Here is a 19,504-nt window from a genome sequence, read left to right as displayed (position 1 = left end):
AAAGGCCGATAAGATGGCTTCGATTTTTGGCTTCAGATCCCGGGATCCGGCGCGCGACCGGCAGACCGATCTGCAGCGTTTCGACCGGCTGGCGAAGATGTTCGACCAGATCGCGGCGGAGATCGAGGCGGAGAAAACCGGGCTGGAGAATCGTTACAAGTCGACGGCCGCCAACGCGGCTTTTCTTGTCGAGGCGATGGAGAACGGTTCGGCGTCGGCCAGCAAGGGATCGGACGTCAGCGCGATGACCAACTCGATCCTCAACTGCGAGCGGCGCATTGCGGAGCTCGCTCGCCAGAAAAGTTTGATGAAGGAACTGCGTCATTCGCTCGACGCGATCGTCGAGGATGGTTCCGGTCGGCCTGCTGCGCAGGCGACGGCGAGAGGCTGACGGCGCCTTCAGGCGCCGTCATCGGTACAAGACGTTAGAGGAGTTCAAAGGGCGAAGGTTAAAAAGCGGCTCGCTCATGCGAACCGAGGATGACTTTGGGTTGGGCGGACAACACAAGGTGAGTTTGTTATGAACGCAGATCCGGACAACACCTCCACCAAGGCGGCTTGCGCGACGACGCATGCGCCAGGAAGCCGATTAATCAGCCTGCGGCTCGGCGTAATCGGCGCCCTGTTTGCCGTCGTCGCAGCAACCCTCGCGAACCTGCATCCCGCGCATGCGCAAGAGGCGCAGCAAGAGCTGCAAAGCGCGCCGTCCTTCGTTGACAATTTCTCGAATTTCAACCAGTCCCGCTGGTTCGTCTCGGACGGCTGGACCAATGGCGCTCATCAGAACTGCACCTGGTCGAAGGATCTTGTGCGGCTTTCCGACGGCGTGCTGTCGCTGGGCTTCGAAAAGCGCAAGCTGAAGGACCGCGAGTTCGCCTGCGCCGAAATCCAGACCAAGCAGCGCTACGGCTACGGCGTGTACGAGGCGCGCATGAAGACAGGCACCGGCTCCGGCCTCAACGCCGCCTTCTTCTCCTATATCGGCCCGCAGGACAAACAGCCGTGGGACGAGATCGACTTCGAGGTCCTCACCAAGGATCCCTCGAAAGTCCAGGTCAACAGCTACATCCAGGGCAAGCCGAAGAACGGCAAGCTGGTCGACGTCGAGGGCGGCGCCGACAAGGGCTTCAACGACTATGGCTTCGTCTGGGAGAAGGACCGGCTGCGCTGGTATGTCAACGGCAAGCTGGTCCATGAAGTGACCAACCCGGACGAGCTGCCGAAGCATTCGCAGAAAATCTTCTTCAGCCTCTGGGGCAGCGACAAGCTGACCAACTGGATGGGCGCCTTCACCGATCCCGGCAGCAAGGTGACCATGCAGGTCAAGCGCGTCGCTTTCACCGCTCTGGGCCAGCCATGTCAGTTTCCGGAATCGTTGGCATGCAGCATAAGTAATTCCAACTAGGCCGCTGGGCCTGGGGGACATCTGAACCGGCCGGACCGCTTTTGCGGCCCGGCCTTTGACAGGAATAGAACCAAATGAATTTGACGGTGTTTGGGATTGGCTATGTCGGTCTGGTTCAGGCCGCGGTGCTTGCCGAGGTCGGCCACGAGGTGGTGTGCGTCGATATCGACGAGAAGAAGGTGGAGCGGCTCAATCAGGGCCTGATCCCGATTTTCGAACCGGGCCTCGAGACCCTCGTCAAAGAGAACCACGCTGCCGGGCGCATCCGCTTCACCACGGATGCGGCCGCGGCGGTCAGGCATGGCCAGATCCAGATGATCGCGGTCGGCACGCCGCCCGGCGAGGATGGCTCGGCCGATCTGAAATATGTGCTGGCCGTCGCCGAGACCATCGGTCGTGAGATGGACAGCGCCAAGATCGTCGTCGGCAAGTCGACCGTGCCGGTCGGCACTTGCGAAAAGGTGAAGGCTAGGATCGCCGAAACGCTGAAGAAGCGCGGCCGCGAGGATCTCGCCTTCGACGTCGCCTCGAATCCCGAATTCCTCAAGGAGGGCTCGGCGGTCGCCGATTGCATGAAGCCGGACCGCATCATCGTCGGCACCTCCAGCGAGGACACCGAGATGGTGATGCGCGAGCTCTACGCGCCGTTCAACCGCAACCACGAGAAGATGATCGTGATGGATGTGCGCAGCGCCGAATTCACCAAATACGCCGCCAATTGCATGCTGGCGACCAAGATCAGCTTCATGAACGAGATGGCCAATCTCGCCGAGCAGCTGGGCGCCGACATTGAGGAGGTGCGCAAGGGCATCGGCTCGGATCCGCGCATCGGTTACCACTTCATCTATCCCGGCCTCGGCTATGGCGGCTCCTGCTTCCCGAAGGATGTGCGCGCGCTGATCAAGACCGCCGAGGGCGTCAAGTTCGACGCCAAATTGCTGCGCGCCGTCGAGGAGCGCAACAATGCGCAGAAGTCGGTCCTGTTCGACAAGGTCAACCACTATTTCAAGGGCGCGCTCAGGGGCAAGACCTTCGCCGTCTGGGGGCTGGCCTTCAAGCCCAACACCGACGACATGCGCGAGGCGCCATCGCGCACGCTGATGGAAGCGCTGTGGTCGGCCGGCGCCAAGGTGCAGGCCTACGATCCCGAGGCGATGCAGGAATGCCAGGCGATCTACGGCCTGCGTGAGGATCTGCTTTTGTGCGGCACCAAGGAAGCGGCGCTGCGCGGCGCCGACGCTCTTTTGATCTGCACCGAATGGAAGAGCTTCCGCGCGCCGTCCTTCGACGCGCTCAAGGATGCGCTGACGACGCCGGTCATCTTCGACGGCCGCAATCTCTACGATCCCAAGGTGATCGCGCGCTACGGCATCGAATATTTCTCGATCGGCAGGATGGCGGCATGACGATGGCCGCTTGCCTCAAGAAGAACTGCAGCCGCGAACGACAGCGGGGCCGACAATGACCATGCGCGTGAAGCACGAGGGCTCGATCTGATGGTGCTCGACGTTCGGCCCGAACAAATTGCCAGCGAGCATTTCGATCTTGTCGTCATCGGATCCGGCTTCGGATCGTCCTTCTTCCTGCACGAGTTCCTGAAGCGGCGCAAAGCCCGTGTCCTGGTGCTGGAGTGGGGCCGCCACAACACGCATGAGTGGCAGCTCAGCCAGAACGTCAACACCGACATAGACGACGAAAGCACCTACGGGACCGACAATGCCGACAAGCCGTGGAACTACACGATCGGTCTTGGCGGCGGCACCAATTGCTGGTTCGCGCAGACGCCGCGTTTCCATCCCAACGACTTCAGGCTGAAGAGCACCTACGGCATCGGCAACGACTGGCCGATCAGCTATGATGAGCTCGAGCCGTTCTACGGCGACGCCGAGGAGATCATGTCGATCTCCGGCGATCCCGACATGGCGCGGATGCTGCCGCGCTCGCGGCCGTTTCCGCAGCCGCCGCATCACATGTCGACGCCTGACCGCATGATGAAGGCCGCGCAGCCGGATCAGCACTTCGTCATGCCGACCGCCCGGGCGCGCGTGGCGACGTCGCAGCGCGGCTCGTGCTGCGCCAATCTCAGATGCTGGCTGTGTCCGGCGGATGCCAAGTTCACCGTCAACAACGGCCTGATGCATGTCTTCCAGCATCCGGACGTCTCCGTCTGCCTCGGAGCCGAGGTGCGCCGGTTCGACCATGCCGGCGCTGCGGTCCGCTCCGTCGCATTCGTCCGGGACGGCAAGGACTATTCGGTCAGCGGCGATCTCTTCATCCTCGGCGCCAATGCCATACAGAGCCCGGCGATCATGCTGCGCTCAGGACTTGGCGGCGAATTCGTCGGTCTGGGCCTGCACGAATCCTATGGCTGGAACTACGAGGCCTATCTCGGCGGCGTCGACAACTTCGACGGCAGCACCATCACCACCGGCCTGAATTTCGGCCTCTATGACGGACCGCACCGGGCCGAGCATGCGGCGGCGCTCGTCTATTTCGAGAATCGCTGGCAGCACGGCATGCGCGCCGAGAAGGGCAGGCTGCGGCAGGTGCTGCCACTGGTCGTCGTCACCGAGGACCTGCTCGATCCGGAAAACCGCGTCGTCCTCGACAAGGACGACAACGCCTTCGTGAGCTTCAAGGGCGCGTCGGACTACGCGATCAAGGGCATGGCGAAAGCGCTGGAAAGGCTGCCGGAACTGCTCAAGCCGCTGCCGGTCGAGCAGATTTTCGATCGCGGCATAAGGCCGACCGAATCGCATGTGCAGGGCACGCTGCGCATGGGCACCGGCCCGGCCGACTCCGTGGTCGACCGCGACATGATCCATCACCAGCTCAGGAACCTCGTGGTCGTCGGCACCAGCACCTATCCGAGCTGTTCCTGCGCCAATCCAAGCCTGACGGCGGCTGCCCTGTCCTTGCGGGCGGCGGGCCGGCTGGCGGCATGAGGGAAGGACCGATGAAGATCACGCGCCGCACCGCACTGGCCATCGTCGCCGGCGGGATTGCCTCCACCGGCATCGCCGCCGCCGCCGTCTCGTCCTTCTCGGACGAGGACCTGGTTCGCGTCACGCTGGAAAAATATTTTGGTCCGCTCAATATGCGCGTCGAGCACCTGCAGCAATTCGTGCTCGAATTCCGGAACCGCAACCCTTGGATATTCCCGGGCGCCAAGGTGGCGGACGTGGTGACGCTGGCCGAAACGGTGAAGCTCGGCAAGGCGCGCGAGCTGCTGCCCCAGGACAAACGGCGCGATCTGCGCCACTTCGACCGCTGGGTCGTCGCCGAGTTCCATATGCTGACCGATTATGCCTGGCGCAGCTCGCCCGACGATCCGATCCGCTTCACCGGCTGGCACCCATGTACCAATCCCTTCGCCAATCTGGAGCCGCAGAATGCGTAAGGCAGGCGCTACAGAAGATAGAATGAGGTCGCCAATGGCTGCACAGCGCAAACCGACGGTCACCGTCATCGTCCCTACCTTCAACCGCGAAAAATTCCTGCCCGAATCCATCGGCAGCCTGCTGCGGCAGACCGTGCTGCCGGATCAGATCCTGATCGTGGATGACGGGTCGACGGACAATACCGGCGCGGTGGCGGCCTCTTTCCCGGCGCCGGTCGAATATTACCGCAAGGAGAATGGCGGCAAGTCGACGGCGCTGAACTTCGCCCTGAAGCACTGCACAGGGGATTTCGTCTGGATATTCGACGACGACGATGTCGCGCACCCGACGGCGCTGGAACGGTTTCTCGCCGCCTTCGAGCGGGAACCGGATGCCGATTTCGCTTTCGGCGAATATGCGCGTTTCCAGCGCTCGGCCCAGATCAAGGAGCAGGACTACGAGATCGTCGCCTTCGGCCATGTCAGCCAGGACAATTTCTTCCCGTCCCATCTCGAATATTGCCACGTCCACCAGCCGGGCCTGTTGGTGCGCCGCAAATGCTATGACGAGGTGGGTGGCTTCAACGAAACCCTGGTGCGGTCGCAGGACTATGAGATGATGCTGAGGCTCGCGCGCCGGTTCAAGGGCGTCAGGGTCGACGGCCTGATGTTCTTCCAGCGCCAGCACGACATGGTTCGCGGCAGCACCAAAGTCGTCATTTCCTATACCGACCGGATAAAAGCCTGGGGCTCGTATGACCGCGTGATCATGGAAGAGATCTACAAGTCGGTCGATCTGCACGAATATCTCGATCGCTCGGAACAGGCCTTGCCGAAGACGGCCGATCTCGAGATGCAGGCGCTGCTGCAGCGCTCGAGCATCATGGCCAGGAAGGGCCTATGGCACCACGCGGCCGCGGACATCCGCCGCTATGCCCAGCTTGCCGAGCGAGCCGGAAAGACGTCGCTCAGCGACAAGGAACGCGCCATCGTGCGGCGCACCTTCGAAGCCTATGACACGGGCCTGGCATCCGCCCCCGCCGACGCATTCGTCTCGGCGGTGAAGGCATGGAAGTCGGGGCCTCTCAAGGCCGATATCGTCAGGGAATACATGCATTCCTTCCCGCACTACCTGGCGCGGGACTTGAAGGCAGGAAAAGTGATCCCGGCATCGAAGCTGTTGCGGGAGTATTCGACATTGTCGCTTTCCGCCTCGCTCGGCAGGCTGTGCCAGGCGATGACGTCGAAGCTTCCCTTGGCGCGCAGCGCAAGCTGATGGGCCGTGGCTTGCGGATACTCGCCCGCGCCGAATTAGGAGCAGAACGATGAAAGTGCTTTTCGCAAGCGGCAACGGGTACATTCCCGAGTTCTCCGGCGGCGTGCAATCCAACACCCACCACCTGGTCGAACAGCTGATCGAGCACGGCCATCAGGCGTCTGTCCTCGCCTCATTGTTCGGCGATGGCGTGTTCGGCTTGAAGGCGCGCGCCAAGATGAAGTTGTTGCGGCAGCCCGCGGTCATCGACAATTTTCCCGGCTATCCGGTGATGCGTGCCTGGTTCCCCTGGGAGGCGGCCGGCTTCGCCGTCGAGAAGACCACGCCAGACGTCGCCGTCGTGCAGTGCCACAAGTCCGTCCTGCTCGGAAAGGCGCTTCTGGCCGAAGGCGTGCCGCTGGTCGTCTATCTGCACAATGTCGAATTCCACGAGCTCGCCGGCGATCCGCGCGAGCTCAATTCAGCTTTGTACATCGCCAATTCGGAATTCACCGCGCGCACCTACAAGGAAAAGTTCGGCATCGAGTCCATCGTTCTTCCGCCGACCATCAACGACGCCCTCTACTGCACGCATACGACCGGCGAATTCGTCACCATGATCAACCCCTATGAGGAGAAAGGGTTCGATCTGGCGGTGAGGATTGCGGCCGCCTGCCCGGAGATTCCGTTCCTGTTCGTGGAAAGCTGGAAGCTGGACGAAGAGCATCGCGCCCGCGTCGAAAAGACCATCGCGCCGCTGTCGAACGTCACGCTCGAGAACCGCACCGATGACATGAAGACGGTCTATGGCCGCACCAGGATACTGCTTGCTCCGAGCAAATGGGAAGAAGCCTGGGGACGCGTGGCGTCCGAGGCGCACTGCAGCGGCATCCCTGTCGTCGGCTCGAGGCGCGGCGGCCTGCCCGAAGCCATCGGTCCCGGCGGCGTGGTGCTCGACTACGATGCCCCGCTCGCCGACTGGGCCGCGGCGGTGAGGCGCCTGTGGAACGACCGCCAGGAATACGAGCGGCTTTCGGCCGCAGCTCTCGCCTTCTCCAAACGCCCGGAGCTCGACCCCGCGCGGCAGCTGGTGATATTTCTCGATCTGCTCGAAAGGGCGGCCCGGCAGGGCGTCCGCCGCGCCGCATAGCTCTACGCCGGGCGCTTCACCCGGTTCTTCAGCGCCTCATAGCCGCGCTCACCGAGCAAGGCCCGCGCCGTCGCCTTGACGGCCCGCTTTCGCCCGTCGGACGAATTCATCTGCCTGAGCCGCGCCGGCAGGTTGCGCGCTGCCTGCTGCAGCGCCGGCAGCGACATCGGGTCGGGCAGGCTCACGATGTTGGTTTCGACGCACAGCACCGGCTTGCCCGAGAGCTTGGCGATCCTCAGCGCCTGCTCGTGCTCGCTCTCGATGAACAGGATGGCGTCCGACTTGCGGTAGAACTCGGCCTTGAAGCTGCCATGCGCGCCGAGCCGCTGCCGCTCGGCCTTGTTCGGCAGGTCGAGCATGATGAGATGATCATATTTGATGTCGCGGCTGGCGAGCCAAGCCTCCGTCAGCTTGCGGTATTTTTCCAGGCGGCTCGTCACCAGCCAGCCGATCTTGCGGGTCGGCCCGAGCAGCGGCCGCGCCTCGGCCAGGAATTTCTCGTAGGCCGGGCCATCGTCGTTTTCTTCCTCGGTCGGATCGAGGCAGAGCACGCCGTCAATGTCGACGCAGCACTGCTCGAGGAACATGTGGTGCATGAAATTCCACTGGAACATCCGCGGATGCGGCACGGCCTCGAAGACGATGTCGGTTTCCTCATGCTGCAGCGACAGCCCGAACACGGCGGCGAAGATGAAATCGCCTTCGATGCCGCTGGCCGCGACCTTTTCGCGCGCGTCGCGCATGGCGGTGCCGCCGATGATGCTGTCGTCGATCACCAGGATCTTGCGCATCTCGGAAGCCTGCCGGTCGAGGCCCGCCCAGCGTTTCGTAATGCCAGACGTATAGATCCTGCCGGCAAGGAAACTGTCGAGATCGGTCATCGGGATGTTCGCCGTCAGGCTGACCAGCGTCGCGGCGAGGATGCCGCTCCTCGGCACGCCGACGACCAGGTCGATGTCGCGCGGCAACCGGTGCAGGTTGCGCACGATCGCGTCGTTCATGTCTGAAATCGATCGATAGTTCATGCGGTCACCCCTGTCCTGAGATCAGCGTGTCGCGCGGGCTCATTTCGCCCCGCTCGGGGCGGCGAGGAAGCCCCGCGCCGGGATTAGCCGCAACGCTTCGCGAAGTGCTTCACGGCCGGCGCTAAATGCCAGCGCGACAACGATGGTGGCTACATAGGAGAGCGCCGCGGCAGCGGCCAGCACGACGACGGGCGGCGCCTGCAGCATCGGCTTGGCGAGCCAGACCGCGGCGAACGCCAGATGAGCGCCAAGCACGAAAGGCAATGCCGCATGAAGCACATGGCTGGCCTTGAGCGGTCCGTGTCTGCCGACATAGAGCCACAGGAAGGGCGTGCGCATGTATTCGCTGATCGCGTAGGCGACGGCCACACCCAGCGCCCCGTAAGGAAGGCCGATGGCGAAGGCCAGCACCGAGGTCACGGCGGTGACGATGCCCCAGCGCATGAAGTCGCCCGAGCGGCCCTGACTTACGAACAGCCATCCCGCGGGGTTGTTGAGCGGCTGCAGTAATCCGGCAAAGCCCAGCGCCAGGAAGATCGGCGCGCTTCCCCGCCACTGCTCGCCGAGCACGAAGGGAATGAGCGTGTCGGACATGGCGGTGGCGAAGGCGACGCCAGGAAGCGCCACCAGCAGGATCAGCGGCATGACGCGCAGATAGGCGCTGCGGTAGCGGTCCGGCTCATCCTTCAGCCGCGATAGCGCCGGCACCATCACCTTCGCCAGCGGGTTGGTGATCTGGCTGAGCGGAAAAAGCAAAAGCTTGTAGGCGCGGTCATAGAGGCCGAGCTGCGCTTCGCCCCAGTGTTTGCCGATCAGCACATTGTCGAGGTTACGGGCAAAGAAATTGGCGAAGTTGAAGCCGGTGATGCCGGCGCCGAAATTGATCAGCGCGCCGATGCCGTCGACCTTGCGCGGCAGGCCCGGGCGCCAGCGCGAGGAGTACCAGTAGCACAGGGTCGGCAGCACGGCGCTTGCCAGCGTGCCGGCGAAAAGCGCCCAGTAGGAGCGATCGATGAGGGTCCAGAGGATCGAGACGGCGACGCCGAGGACGGCGCTGGCGATGTCGATGATGGCCAGCCGCGTGAACTCCATGCGGCGGGTCAGCAGCGCCACATGCTGGGCTCCCAGGCCATAGGCGATGATCTGCAGGCCGAAGGCGGCGACGAGGCCTGTCACGCGCGGCTCGCCATAGAAGGCGGCGACCAGCGGCGCCGAAGCCGCGAGCACGCAGGCGAGCAGGGTGCTGACGGCCACGTTGATCCAGAACAGGTAATTGACCTCTTCGTGGCGGATACCGGTCTTCTGGATCGTCGCCTGGGTCAGGCCGAAATCCTGGAACAGCGCGATGAAGGCAAGCACCGGCGCGCACATCGCCACGACACCGAAATCCTGCGGCGACAAAAGCCGCGACAGCACTATGACGGAGATGATCTGCGTCGCCACCCGCACGCCTTGCGCGATCGCGGTGACGGCCGCGCCTCGTCCGACCGATTTGCGCAGAGAGCCCTCGGGCGGATCGAATGCACTGGTTTCCAAATTCAGGATCCCTGATCTTGCGACCGGCCCGACATCGTCGCGACCGGCGCCCACCGCCATGCATAAGCTACCTTAAGACGTTTTTGCAGTGCAACAAAAAATTATGCGGGCGCTTGCTACGCCGCACCAAAATTGTTGCGATGCAGCAAAAGCTGTACTAGCATCCCCGATGGGTGGGCCAACAGCGGTCGAGTTACATGCTGCATGTCTTGTACCTTGTGCATGACGTATCCGACCCGGCGGTGCGCCGGAGGGTACAGATGCTCAAGGCAGGCGGCGCCAGGGTCACCCTGGCGGGCTTCCGCCGCACCACCAGCCCGGTCGCCGAGATCGAAGGCATCAAGCCTGTCGACCTCGGCGCGACGCGCGACGGCCGATTCGCGCAGCGCCTCAGTGCTGTCGCCAAGGCAGCCATGTCTATCGGCGCGAAGCTGGGCGCCATGCCCAGGCCCGATCTGATCATCGCACGCAACCTCGAAATGCTGGCGCTGGCCCGCCGCGCCAATGCCGCCCTCGGGACAAACGTGCCGATCGTCTATGAATGCCTGGACATCCATCGCCTGGTGTTGCGCGACGATTTTGTCGGCAGGACGCTGCGCGGCGCCGAACGTCATCTCGCCCGCGACGTGAAGCTTCTGGTGACGAGTTCGCCGGCCTTCGTCGCCAATTATTTCCAGCCTTTCGGGCAGATCGTCGCACCCGTCGAGCTGATCGAGAACAAATATTTCGAGACGGCGTCCATCGTCGCTGCGCATTCTTCCGAGGACGACGGTCCGACGGCGCCGCCCTGGCGCATCGGCTGGTTCGGCGCGCTGCGCTGCCGCCGCTCGCTGGAGCTGCTCGCCGACTTCACCCGCCGGCAGGGGGGGCGTTTCGAGGTCGTGCTCAGGGGACGTCCGGCGCTGTCCGAATTTCCGGACTTTCACGGCTTCGTCGAGGCCGAGCCGTGGCTTTCGTTCGGCGGCCCTTACCGCAATCCGGAAGATATGGCGGCCATCTACGGGCAGGTGCATTTCTCCTGGGCGATCGATTTCTTCGAGGCCGGCCAGAATTCCGAATGGCTGCTTCCCAACCGTCTCTATGAGGGCTGCCGCTTCGGCGCCGTGCCGATCTCGATGGCGGGCACCGAAACCGGCCGGTTCCTGAAGCAGCAGGATATTGGCGTGCTTCTGTCCGAAGCCACGCCCGAGGGCATCGAAGCGATGCTCGGCCAGATGGATCAGGATCGATATCACGGCCTGAAGTCGCGGGTGCTGGCGCGCAATCCGCGCACCTGGAGCTACGACCGCAGCGACTGCGCGGCTTTCGTCGAAAAGCTGCGCGGCCTCGCCGCCCTGCCATCAACTTTTGTGACGGAGGCGGCGGCGTGATGGCAGAGGGCGCACAAGAACCGATGGCGCAGGCGACCCCATCGATCCTGATCGTCATTCCCTGCCTCAACGAGGCGGCCCATATCGGCGGCCTGCTCGACCAATTGCAGCCCGCGGCGGCACGGCTAGGCGGCCGCATCGTCGTCGCCGACGGCGGCAGCACGGATGGCACGCAAGCCATCGTCGAAAACATCGTGGCGAAGGATCCCCGGGTCGTCCTGCTCGCCAATCCGAAGCGCCTCCAGAGCGCCGCCATCAATCTCGCTGTAGCGAGTCTCGGCGAAGGCGTCGACTACCTTATCCGCATCGATGCGCATGGCGGCTATCCGGACGACTATTGCGACCGGCTGGTTGAGGAAGCCCTTGCCACCGGCGCCGATTCGGTCGTCGTTTCGATGCTGACTGCCGGCACCGGCGCCGTGCAGAAGGCCGTGGCGGCGGCGCAAAACTCCAAGCTCGGCACTGGCGGCTCGAAGCACCGGCACATACCCGAGGGCGAATGGGTCGACCACGGCCATCACGCGCTGATGCGCATCGCCGCCTTCCGGCATGTCGGCGGCTATGACGAGAGCTTCAGCCACAATGAGGACGCCGAGCTCGACTACCGCCTGCGCCAGGCCGGCTACCGCATCTGGATGAGCGGCAGGACGCAGATGGTCTATTATCCGCGCTCGACGCTGAAGAGCCTCTATTTCCAGTATCTCGGCTATGGCCGCGGTCGCGCCAGGAACGTGCTGAAGCACCGCATGGTGCCGAAGGTCCGGCAGATGATCCCGTTGCTGGTAGCGCCAGTGGTGCTGCTCGCCCTGTTTTCCTTCGCCCATTGGCTGGCGGCGGTGCCGTTCCTCTTATGGGCGACGGTGTGCCTCGGTTACGGCCTGGTGACGGCGATACGCCAGCGCAACGCCGGCATAGCGCTCGCCGGCGTCTCTGCGATGGTCATGCATTTCGGCTGGTCCGTCGGGTTCTGGCAGCAAATTTTGACGTCCCGCTCGCAGCGCAAGGCGGCGTGATGGCCGGGCGCTCGATCGACATCTGCATCTGCACTTTCCGTCGGCCGGAGCTGGCCGACACGCTGCGCTCCGTCGCCGCGCTCGAGAGGCCCAAGGGTTTGGACATCGGAATCGTCATTGCCGACAATGATGACGAGCCCAGCGCGCAGAAACTGGTGAAGGCTTTGGCCGAGGAGCTGAAGCTGCCGATCCGCTATCGCCACGCGCCGGCGCGCAACATCTCGATCGCGCGCAACGCCTGCCTCGACGCCAGCGTTTCGGACTTCGTCGCCTTCATCGACGACGACGAGACGGCGTCGCTCTCCTGGCTGGTCGAATTGATGGCGGCAGCCGACGCCACAGGCGCCGCGGCGGTGCTCGGTCCGGTGCGGGCGCATTACCGCCCCGATGCGCCGGACTGGATGCAAAAGGGCGACTTCCATTCCACCTTGCCGGTCTGGGTGCGCGGCGAGATTCGAACCGGTTACACCTGCAACGTCCTGCTTAGAATGACCGATGCGAGCCTGCGCGGCCGGCGCTTCAGCCTGGCACGCGGCCAGACCGGCGGCGAGGATACCGAGTTCTTCGACGCCATGGTCAAGGCCGGCGGCCGCATCGCCTTCGCTCCGCAAGCCTTCGTCGAAGAGGTCGTGCCGCGCGCCAGGGCCGCGTTCGACTGGCTGCGCCGCCGCCGCTTCCGCTTTGGGCAGACGCATGGGCATCTGATCGGGCGCGGCGCCGGCGGGTTGCGCCGCGCCGGCCAGGTCGGGCTGGCTTCCGCCAAGGCCGCTTACTGCTTCGGCATGGCGATTTTGACCGCGATCAGCCCGGTGCGGCGGAACCGCAGCGTGCTGCGCGGCATTATGCACCTTGGTGTCGTCAGCGGTTTGGTCGGCGTCCGTGAAATCCGCCAATACGGCCTCACGTCGCCAGAACAAGGGAACAAGCGTGCAGCCTGACGTCAGCTTCGTCATCGCCGCCTATAACGCGGAAGCGACTCTCGACCGCGCCATCGCCGGCGCGATCGCGCAACTCGGCGTGACCGTCGAGGTCATCGTCGTCGACGACCAGTCGCGCGACGGCACGCTGGATGTGGCGCGCGCCTATCCGCAAGATATCGTCAAGGTGGTGGCGCTGCCCGCCAATCGTGGTCCGGGCGGCGCCCGCAATGCCGGACTCGACCTTGCAAGGGGCCGCTGGGTGGCGGTGCTCGATTCCGACGATGCGGTTCTTCCCGACCGCCTGGCCACGATGATCTCCCGCGCCGAAGCGGCTGGCGCCCAGATTGCGGTCGACAATGTGCAGGTCGTGCGCGAGGACGGCACGCCCGACGATGTCATGTTCCCGGCCGGCTATCTCGAAGGCCTGCGCGAAATCTCGCTGGCCGACTACATCGCCGGCAATCTGGTCTTCGAATCGCGCTTCAATTTCGGCTATCTCAAGCCGATCTTCCAGCGCCGCTTTCTCGATGACAACAGGCTGCGCTACGACGAGAAGCTGCGCATCGGCGAGGACTACATTCTTCTGGCGAGCGCGCTGGCCAGCGGTGGCCGCTGCGTGGTCGAGCCGACCGTCGGCTATGTCTACCATATCCGCACCGGCTCGATCTCACGGGTGCTCGAATTGCATCACGTCGAGGCGATGACGCGCGCCGACGCTGCCTTCGCGGCGGCATTTCCCATGGACAGCAGCGCAAAGGCGGCCTTCGCCAGGCGTGGCCGCAGCCTGCGCAAGGCGTCGTCGTTCCTGTCCCTGGTTCAACACATCAAGGCGCGTGCGCCGCTCAAGGCGATCGGCGCGGCGCTCAGGGATCCGGCCGCGATCAGGCATATGAGTATGCCTATCGCAGTCCGGCTCAGAAGGGTTGCGGCACAGCTTTGCCGTCGGGGTGGGGAGACGAAGCATGCGGGCGTTTTTATAGCCAGCGATTAGGTAGAAATCTTTTCTGTCAGAAGGAATATCAGATGCAGAAAGTCAGGAAGGCAGTCATTCCGGTGGCGGGGCTCGGAACGCGGTTCCTGCCGGCGACCAAGTCGTTGCCGAAGGAAATGCTGCCCGTCGTCGACAAGCCTGTCGTGCAATATGCCGTCGACGAAGCATTCGAGGCCGGCATCGAGCACATCGTCTTCGTCACCGGCCGCAACAAGGCGGTCATCGAGGACTATTTCGACCTGCATCCTGAACTGATCGGCACGCTGGAGCAGACCGGCAAGAAGGCCCAGCTCGAATCGCTGGAAAGCCTGCTGCCGGAGGCCGGCGCCACCTCCTTCATTCGCCAGCAGTCGCCGCAGGGCCTCGGCCACGCCGTATGGTGCGCGCGCGAAGTGATCGGCAATGAGCCTTTCGCCCTGCTGCTTCCCGACATGGTGTCCTTCGGCGCGCGCGGCTGCCTCGCCGAGACGGTCGACCTTTACCAGCGCACCGGCGGCAATGTGGTTGCCGTCGAGCGCTGCGACCCGGCCGAAACCGGCAAATACGGTATTGTCGGCCGCGGCGACGAGGTCGGCTCCGGCTTCGAGATCACGGCAATGGTTGAAAAGCCGGCGCCCGTCAAGGCGCCGTCGAATTTCTACATCAACGGCCGCTACGTGCTGCAGCCGGAGATCTTTGCCCTGCTTGGCAATCAGCAGCGCGGCGCCGGCAACGAAATCCAGCTCACCGATGCCATGGTGCGTCTGGCTCAGAGCCAGCCTTTCTACGCCCAGCCTTTCGATGGCCGCATGTTCGACTGCGGCTCCAAGGAGGGCTTCATCGAGGCCACCATCGCCTTCGCCCTGGCGCGCGACGACATGAAAGGCCCTGTCTTCGAGATGCTACAGCAATTTGTCCGGTCGCATGAGCGCCGGGAAGTAGCCGCATAATGCCCATCTTTCGGGTGCATATGCGGTTTCGCGATGGCGCGACAGCCACACCAGCGTCCGGGCCTTCCGGCCCGGCGTATCCTGGCAACAACGTTGCGCGGTCTTTTCTGGTCACGACGCCGATCTACCAAGGCCGATAGCGCCTGCAACCTGGAATTGGACCGACTATGAACTATGCCAACTTCCCTCTCGACAAGAGAATGCCGTTGCCCAGCACCGATCCGGAAAAGGGTGAAGACTTCATCGATGTCGAGCGTCTGCTTGGCATGGCCGCCCGACAGGCCAAGGTCGTGGCGGTCTGCGCCGCCATCGGCCTGTTTCTGGGCGTGATCTATCTGCAGACCACGCCCAAGCAATATATGTCCGTGGCGAGCGTCCTGATCGACGAGGGCCTGAACAAGGTCGTCGACGACATTTCGGCGGCGTCGCAAACCATGCAGACCGACGCTTCGCTGCTCAGCCAGATCGAAATCCTGACCTCGGCGCGCCTGGCCTCGGTGGTGGTCGACAAGCTGAAGCTCGATCAGAACGACGCGTTCATGAACCCGCCCCAATCGGCTCTGGCCAAGGGCGTCGGCTTCCTGCGCGGCGTGGTCGGCTATTTTCGTAGCAGCTCGGCGAATGACATCCCCGGCATTGAGAATGTCGACGAGGCGACGCGCCAGGCCATGATCAAGACGGCGACGCATGACTACGCGGTGCTGAAGCTGCAGAGCGAGGTGCTGGCGCAGCGCAACGGCCGCAGCTACGTGATTTCGATCGGCTACCAGGCGCCGGATCCAGCTCTGGCCACGGCCATCACCAAGGCTTATGCCGATGCCTATCTGGCGGACCAGCTCAACGCCAGCTTCGACGCTACCGAGCGCGCGGCCTTGTGGCTGCAGGGCCGGCTCACCGAGTTGCGCGAAAGTTCCCAGCGAGCTGCGATGGCGGTCGAGAAGTTCAGGGCCGAACATGGGCTCTCCGCCAACAGCGACGGCCAGTTGCTGAGCGACAAGCAGCTCGCCGATCTCAACGCGCAGCTCATCGTCGCCCAGGCCGATACTGCCAGGGCCAGCGCCCGCTACCAGCAATACAAGGCGATCGTCGACAGCGGCTCCGAAAGTGCCTTCAACGATTCGGCCATCGGTTCGGATCAGCCGAGCAGCTCGGTCATCATCGCGCTCAAGACCCGCTATCTGGCCATCGCCAAGCGCCTGCAGGACGTCGAGACGAATTTCGGCAAGGATCACCCGCAGGCGGTCGCGCTGGCCAAGGAAAAAGCCGACGTCTCGGCGCAGATCTTCGGCCAGCTGAAGCAGCTCACCGAAAGCTACCGCAACGATTTCGAAGTGGCGCAGGCGCGCGAGAAGGCATTGCGCGACAAGATTTCCACCGCCGCCGGCAAGAGCTCGATCGACAACCAGTCGCAGGTGAAGCTGAAGGAGCTCGACCAGCAGGCGCAGGCGCTGACCACGCTATACCAGACCTTCCTCAGCCGCTATGAGGAAGCCTCGCAGCAGCAGTCCTTCCCGGTCGGCAAGGTCCGCATCATTTCCGACGCGTCGATGCCGCTCGCGGCCTCCAGCCCGCGCACCTTGCGCGTGCTGGCGCTGTCGCTGGTGCTCGGCCTGATGCTTGGCGCCGGCTTCGGTGGCCTCAACGAGTTCAACGAGCGTTTCTTCAGGACGGGCGAGGACATTCGTGACCGCGTCCGCCTGAAATTCCTCGGCTATCTGCCGACGATCGGCGGCGGCAAGGCCAAGGATACCAAAGCCGACGACCTGCCGGCCGACGGCAAGGTGGCCAGTCTCTCTGCGGCTGAGAGGCGGGCGCGCATGCGTGTCAGCATCGACGCTCCGGCCTCGATGTTCGCCGAGACGCTGCGCAACGCCAAGATCGCGTTCGACGTGGTGATGGAAGACCGCGGCAGCCGGGTGATCGGCGTCATTTCGGTGCTGCCCGGGGAGGGTAAGTCGACGGTGGCCGCGAATCTCGCCGGCCTGCTCGCTGCGAACGGCGCCAAGACCTTGCTCATCGACGGCGACCTGCGCAATCCGGGCTTGAGCCGCAGCCTCGGCATGGAGGCCGAGCATGGCCTGATGGAAGCGGTGGTCAACGGCCAGACCTGGCAGTCGGTCGGCAAGGTCGACCGCCAGACCAAGCTAGCGATCATTCCCGCCGTGCTGCGCGGCCAGTTCTCGCACACCAGCGAGCTTCTGGGCTCGGCCGGCATGCGGCGCTTCATCGAGAACGCCAAGGAGACGTTCGAATACATCATCGTCGACCTGCCGCCGCTCGGCCCGGTCGTCGACGCCAAAGCCTTCGCGCCGCTGGTCGACGGCTTCGTGCTGGTCACCGAATGGGGCCGCACGCCCCGCAACATGGTGCGCTCGATGCTGGAATCCGAGCCCTATATCGCCAACAAGGTGATCGGCGCGGTGCTCAACAAGGTCGATCTGAAAAAGCTGGCCAAATACGGCTCGCTCGGCGGTTCGGAAAGGTTCTTCGACCGCTATTCGAGCTACTATCTGGAGAAGTCGGAGACGCGCGCGAAGCAAGCTGCTTGAGGCGCTTGTCCCTAATCTCTTGAAGACAGCAGCCGGCCGTATTTGCCGACGATCCTGAGCGCGGTCAGCCGTCCCGTTTGAAAGGCGCCGGTGTCGATGTCGAGTCGGCGTCCGTCGAGCGTCGGAGCGTCGACGATCGTGTGCCCGTGCACCACCCAGCGGTCGAGGCGATGCGCCGCCTGGAAGAACTCCTCGCGGATGTTGAGGAGATCGCCCTCGTCCTGCGCCTCGAGCGCGATGCCGGGCCGGATGCCGGCATGCACGAAGACGAATTGGTCGGAGCAGACCATCGCCGGCAACGTGCGCAGGAAATCGACATGGCTGGCTGGAATGGCCTCGCGTATGCGCGCATCCGCCTGCTCGCTCGAACCGTAGAGGCTTATCAACCGGTCAGGGTCGAGGCCATAGGAGAACAGGGTTTCGCGGCCGCCATAGCCGAGCCAGGTTTCACGCGAGAGGTGACCGTCCAGATAGAGGAGCAGCGCGACTTCATGGTTTCCCACGAGGCAGATGCGCTGGAAGCCCTTCGGCGGCGGCGCCATCAGATGGTCGATCACGCGCCGCGAATGCGGCCCGCGGTCGACATAGTCGCCCAGCATGATGATGATCTTGCGGCCGCGGAAGCGCTGCGCATCGATCTGGATATTTTGCTCCAGCGTGCGCAGCTCGTCATGGCAGCCATGCACGTCGCCGATCGCGTAGACGACCGTGTCGCGCATGTCCATGACGAGGCGCTCGCGTGGCGCGGGTCGAGGGCGTCTCGATCGTTGGAAAAGATTCACGGATTGAGGCTCGGCTACTTGCACTGATCTGCGCCTCGATATCATGCCGAATGCAAACAATTCCACACCGGCGCGCGATCGGCAGTCGCGTCGTCAGGCGGCCTTCAACCGATAGCGGAACAGCGTGTGGTCGAAGAGCAGCCGGATGCGCGGCTCGGCCTCGGCCGCAATCAGCCAGCTCACCGCGATTATGGCGGCACCGACGACGGGAATAGCGGCCAGATAGGGCACGCCGGCGCGCATCAGGGCGCCGAGCATCGCCGCGCCGACGACATCGTGGATGAGATACAGCGGATAGGTCATCAGCCCGATCCGTCGCCAGCCGGACCAGGAAAGGTCGAGGCGTAGCGACCACGCCATCAGCGCGACAGCCGTCAGGAAGATGACGATCGGCGCCGCGTAAGGCATGGCGGCTTCGACTTTGATGGAGTGCACGTCGACCGAGCTTGCGATCTGCAGCGCGCCCGCGAACAGGAACAGGGCCGTGAAGGCGAGGCGCGGCAGGGTCGTCGCCTTGAAAAGCATCAGCCACAAAAGCACGCCGACGGCGAAGAATGCGCCGTGATGCACCAGCGTCAGCTGCAGCCAGCGCGTCTCGGCGAGACCGGTCCAGCCGAAGGCGAAATAGGCGCACCAGAACAAGGTGCTGACGAGGCCGATGACGATGGCTGCCGGTTCCATCAGGTCGAAACGGCCGAGCCGCAGCAGGGCCCAGACGATGGCATAGAAGGCGATCTCGATGCCGAGCGTCCAATAGACGCTGTCCACCCACGGCTCGAAGGGCACGAACAGCCCGGTGCGGACAAGGCGGATCACGGCGTCCGTTGGCCAGGAGAGGCCGACCGTGAGCAGGACGATCGCGGAGATCGGCGCGCAGATCCAGACCGCCGGCACCAGCCGCCTGAAGCGCGCCTCGAAGAATTTCAGCGGCGTCGCGTTCTCGGCACTGAAGGCGATGACGAAACCGCTGATAACGAAGAACACCTGCACGCCGACCCAGCCGGAGCCGGCGAAGGCCATTTCGGGATGGGCCGGGATACCCCCGGTGGCGCGGGCCGAAATGCCGTCGGGGAAGGCCCACACCCAGAAGCCATAGTGATAGAACATCACCATGACAGCGGCCAGGAATCGCAGTATGTCGACGCCGCCGAATGTCGTCTTGTGCTGAGCCATGCCGTGCCTTCGGTATGGCCCCCCATG

At 63.9% G+C, this 19,504-nt stretch carries 17 protein-coding genes; 13 read left to right on the top strand and 4 right to left on the bottom strand.

Annotated features, from left to right (window positions below):
* Positions 1-13: 13 nt before the first annotated feature.
* From LB528_RS16875 to LB528_RS16845, 7 genes are all read left to right on the top strand, one after another.
* Positions 14-391 carry a hypothetical protein gene (locus tag LB528_RS16875; protein WP_224715605.1) on the top strand — a complete coding sequence of 126 codons (378 nt, stop codon included), beginning with the start codon at positions 14-16 and terminating at the stop codon, positions 389-391.
* A gap of 129 nt (positions 392-520) precedes the next feature.
* Entirely contained in the window at positions 521-1,405 is an 885-nt protein-coding gene (locus LB528_RS16870) for a glycoside hydrolase family 16 protein (RefSeq protein ID WP_224715604.1), read from the top strand.
* A 74-nt stretch (positions 1,406-1,479) separates the two neighbouring features.
* Positions 1,480-2,811, top strand: coding sequence for a UDP-glucose dehydrogenase family protein (locus LB528_RS16865; protein ID WP_224715603.1), 1,332 nt, complete (start codon positions 1,480-1,482; stop codon positions 2,809-2,811).
* A 90-nt stretch (positions 2,812-2,901) separates the two neighbouring features.
* Positions 2,902-4,350 (top strand): GMC oxidoreductase, encoded by a 1,449-nt coding sequence (locus LB528_RS16860; RefSeq protein ID WP_224715602.1) that lies wholly within the window; start codon positions 2,902-2,904, stop codon positions 4,348-4,350.
* 11 nt (positions 4,351-4,361) lie between these two features.
* The gene (locus tag LB528_RS16855) at positions 4,362-4,805 is read left to right on the top strand and encodes a hypothetical protein (RefSeq protein WP_224715601.1); all 444 of its coding nucleotides are present in this window, start codon (positions 4,362-4,364) and stop codon (positions 4,803-4,805) included.
* Positions 4,806-4,839: 34 nt separating this feature from the next.
* A complete protein-coding gene (locus tag LB528_RS16850; RefSeq protein ID WP_224715600.1) occupies positions 4,840-6,060 on the top strand; it encodes a glycosyltransferase family 2 protein in 1,221 nt (406 codons plus the stop codon).
* Between the two features lie 49 nt (positions 6,061-6,109).
* Positions 6,110-7,189, top strand: coding sequence for a glycosyltransferase (locus tag LB528_RS16845; RefSeq protein WP_224511592.1), 1,080 nt, complete (start codon positions 6,110-6,112; stop codon positions 7,187-7,189).
* A 2-nt stretch (positions 7,190-7,191) separates the two neighbouring features.
* On the opposite strand, the gene LB528_RS16840 is transcribed toward LB528_RS16845, so the two are convergent.
* On the bottom strand, positions 7,192-8,214 hold the full coding sequence (locus LB528_RS16840; protein WP_224715599.1) for a phosphoribosyltransferase: 1,023 nt from the start codon (positions 8,212-8,214) through the stop codon (positions 7,192-7,194).
* A gap of 39 nt (positions 8,215-8,253) precedes the next feature.
* Positions 8,254-9,750 (bottom strand): lipopolysaccharide biosynthesis protein, encoded by a 1,497-nt coding sequence (locus LB528_RS16835; protein ID WP_224715598.1) that lies wholly within the window; start codon positions 9,748-9,750, stop codon positions 8,254-8,256.
* A 197-nt stretch (positions 9,751-9,947) separates the two neighbouring features.
* Between LB528_RS16835 and LB528_RS16830 the strand changes: the two genes are divergently transcribed.
* The 6 genes from LB528_RS16830 to LB528_RS16805 all read left to right on the top strand — a co-directional run bounded on the left by LB528_RS16830 (position 9,948) and on the right by LB528_RS16805 (position 17,522).
* A complete protein-coding gene (locus LB528_RS16830; protein ID WP_224715597.1) occupies positions 9,948-11,120 on the top strand; it encodes a glycosyltransferase in 1,173 nt (390 codons plus the stop codon).
* Positions 11,121-11,143: 23 nt separating this feature from the next.
* Positions 11,144-12,133, top strand: coding sequence for a glycosyltransferase family 2 protein (locus tag LB528_RS16825; RefSeq protein ID WP_224715657.1), 990 nt, complete (start codon positions 11,144-11,146; stop codon positions 12,131-12,133).
* Positions 12,133-13,071: a glycosyltransferase gene (locus LB528_RS16820; RefSeq protein WP_224511588.1), complete on the top strand. Its 939-nt coding sequence runs from the start codon at positions 12,133-12,135 to the stop codon at positions 13,069-13,071. Before LB528_RS16825 ends, LB528_RS16820 begins: the two co-directional genes overlap by 1 nt.
* Positions 13,061-14,044, top strand: a complete 984-nt coding sequence (locus tag LB528_RS16815; RefSeq protein ID WP_224715596.1) for a glycosyltransferase family 2 protein — start codon at positions 13,061-13,063, stop codon at positions 14,042-14,044. The genes LB528_RS16820 and LB528_RS16815 overlap by 11 nt, the downstream gene beginning before the upstream one ends.
* Positions 14,045-14,076: 32 nt before the next feature.
* Positions 14,077-14,973, top strand: a complete 897-nt coding sequence (locus LB528_RS16810) for a UTP--glucose-1-phosphate uridylyltransferase (RefSeq protein WP_224715595.1) — start codon at positions 14,077-14,079, stop codon at positions 14,971-14,973.
* Positions 14,974-15,140: 167 nt separating this feature from the next.
* Entirely contained in the window at positions 15,141-17,522 is a 2,382-nt protein-coding gene (locus LB528_RS16805; RefSeq protein WP_224715594.1) for a polysaccharide biosynthesis tyrosine autokinase, read from the top strand.
* A gap of 11 nt (positions 17,523-17,533) precedes the next feature.
* Here the strand turns inward: LB528_RS16805 and LB528_RS16800 are convergent, their stop codons facing one another.
* Together LB528_RS16800 and LB528_RS16795 are read right to left on the bottom strand one after the other, a co-directional pair.
* The gene (locus tag LB528_RS16800) at positions 17,534-18,247 is read right to left on the bottom strand and encodes a metallophosphoesterase (protein ID WP_224715593.1); all 714 of its coding nucleotides are present in this window, start codon (positions 18,245-18,247) and stop codon (positions 17,534-17,536) included.
* 150 nt (positions 18,248-18,397) lie between these two features.
* Complete coding sequence (locus LB528_RS16795; protein WP_224715592.1) at positions 18,398-19,477, bottom strand: acyltransferase family protein; 1,080 nt, start codon at positions 19,475-19,477, stop codon at positions 18,398-18,400.
* Positions 19,478-19,504: the final 27 nt, after the last annotated feature.

It is taken from the genome of Mesorhizobium sp. CA4, from assembly GCF_020165075.1.
Classification (GTDB): domain Bacteria; phylum Pseudomonadota; class Alphaproteobacteria; order Rhizobiales; family Rhizobiaceae; genus Mesorhizobium.
This window is presented reverse-complemented; position numbering and strand designations above follow the sequence as displayed.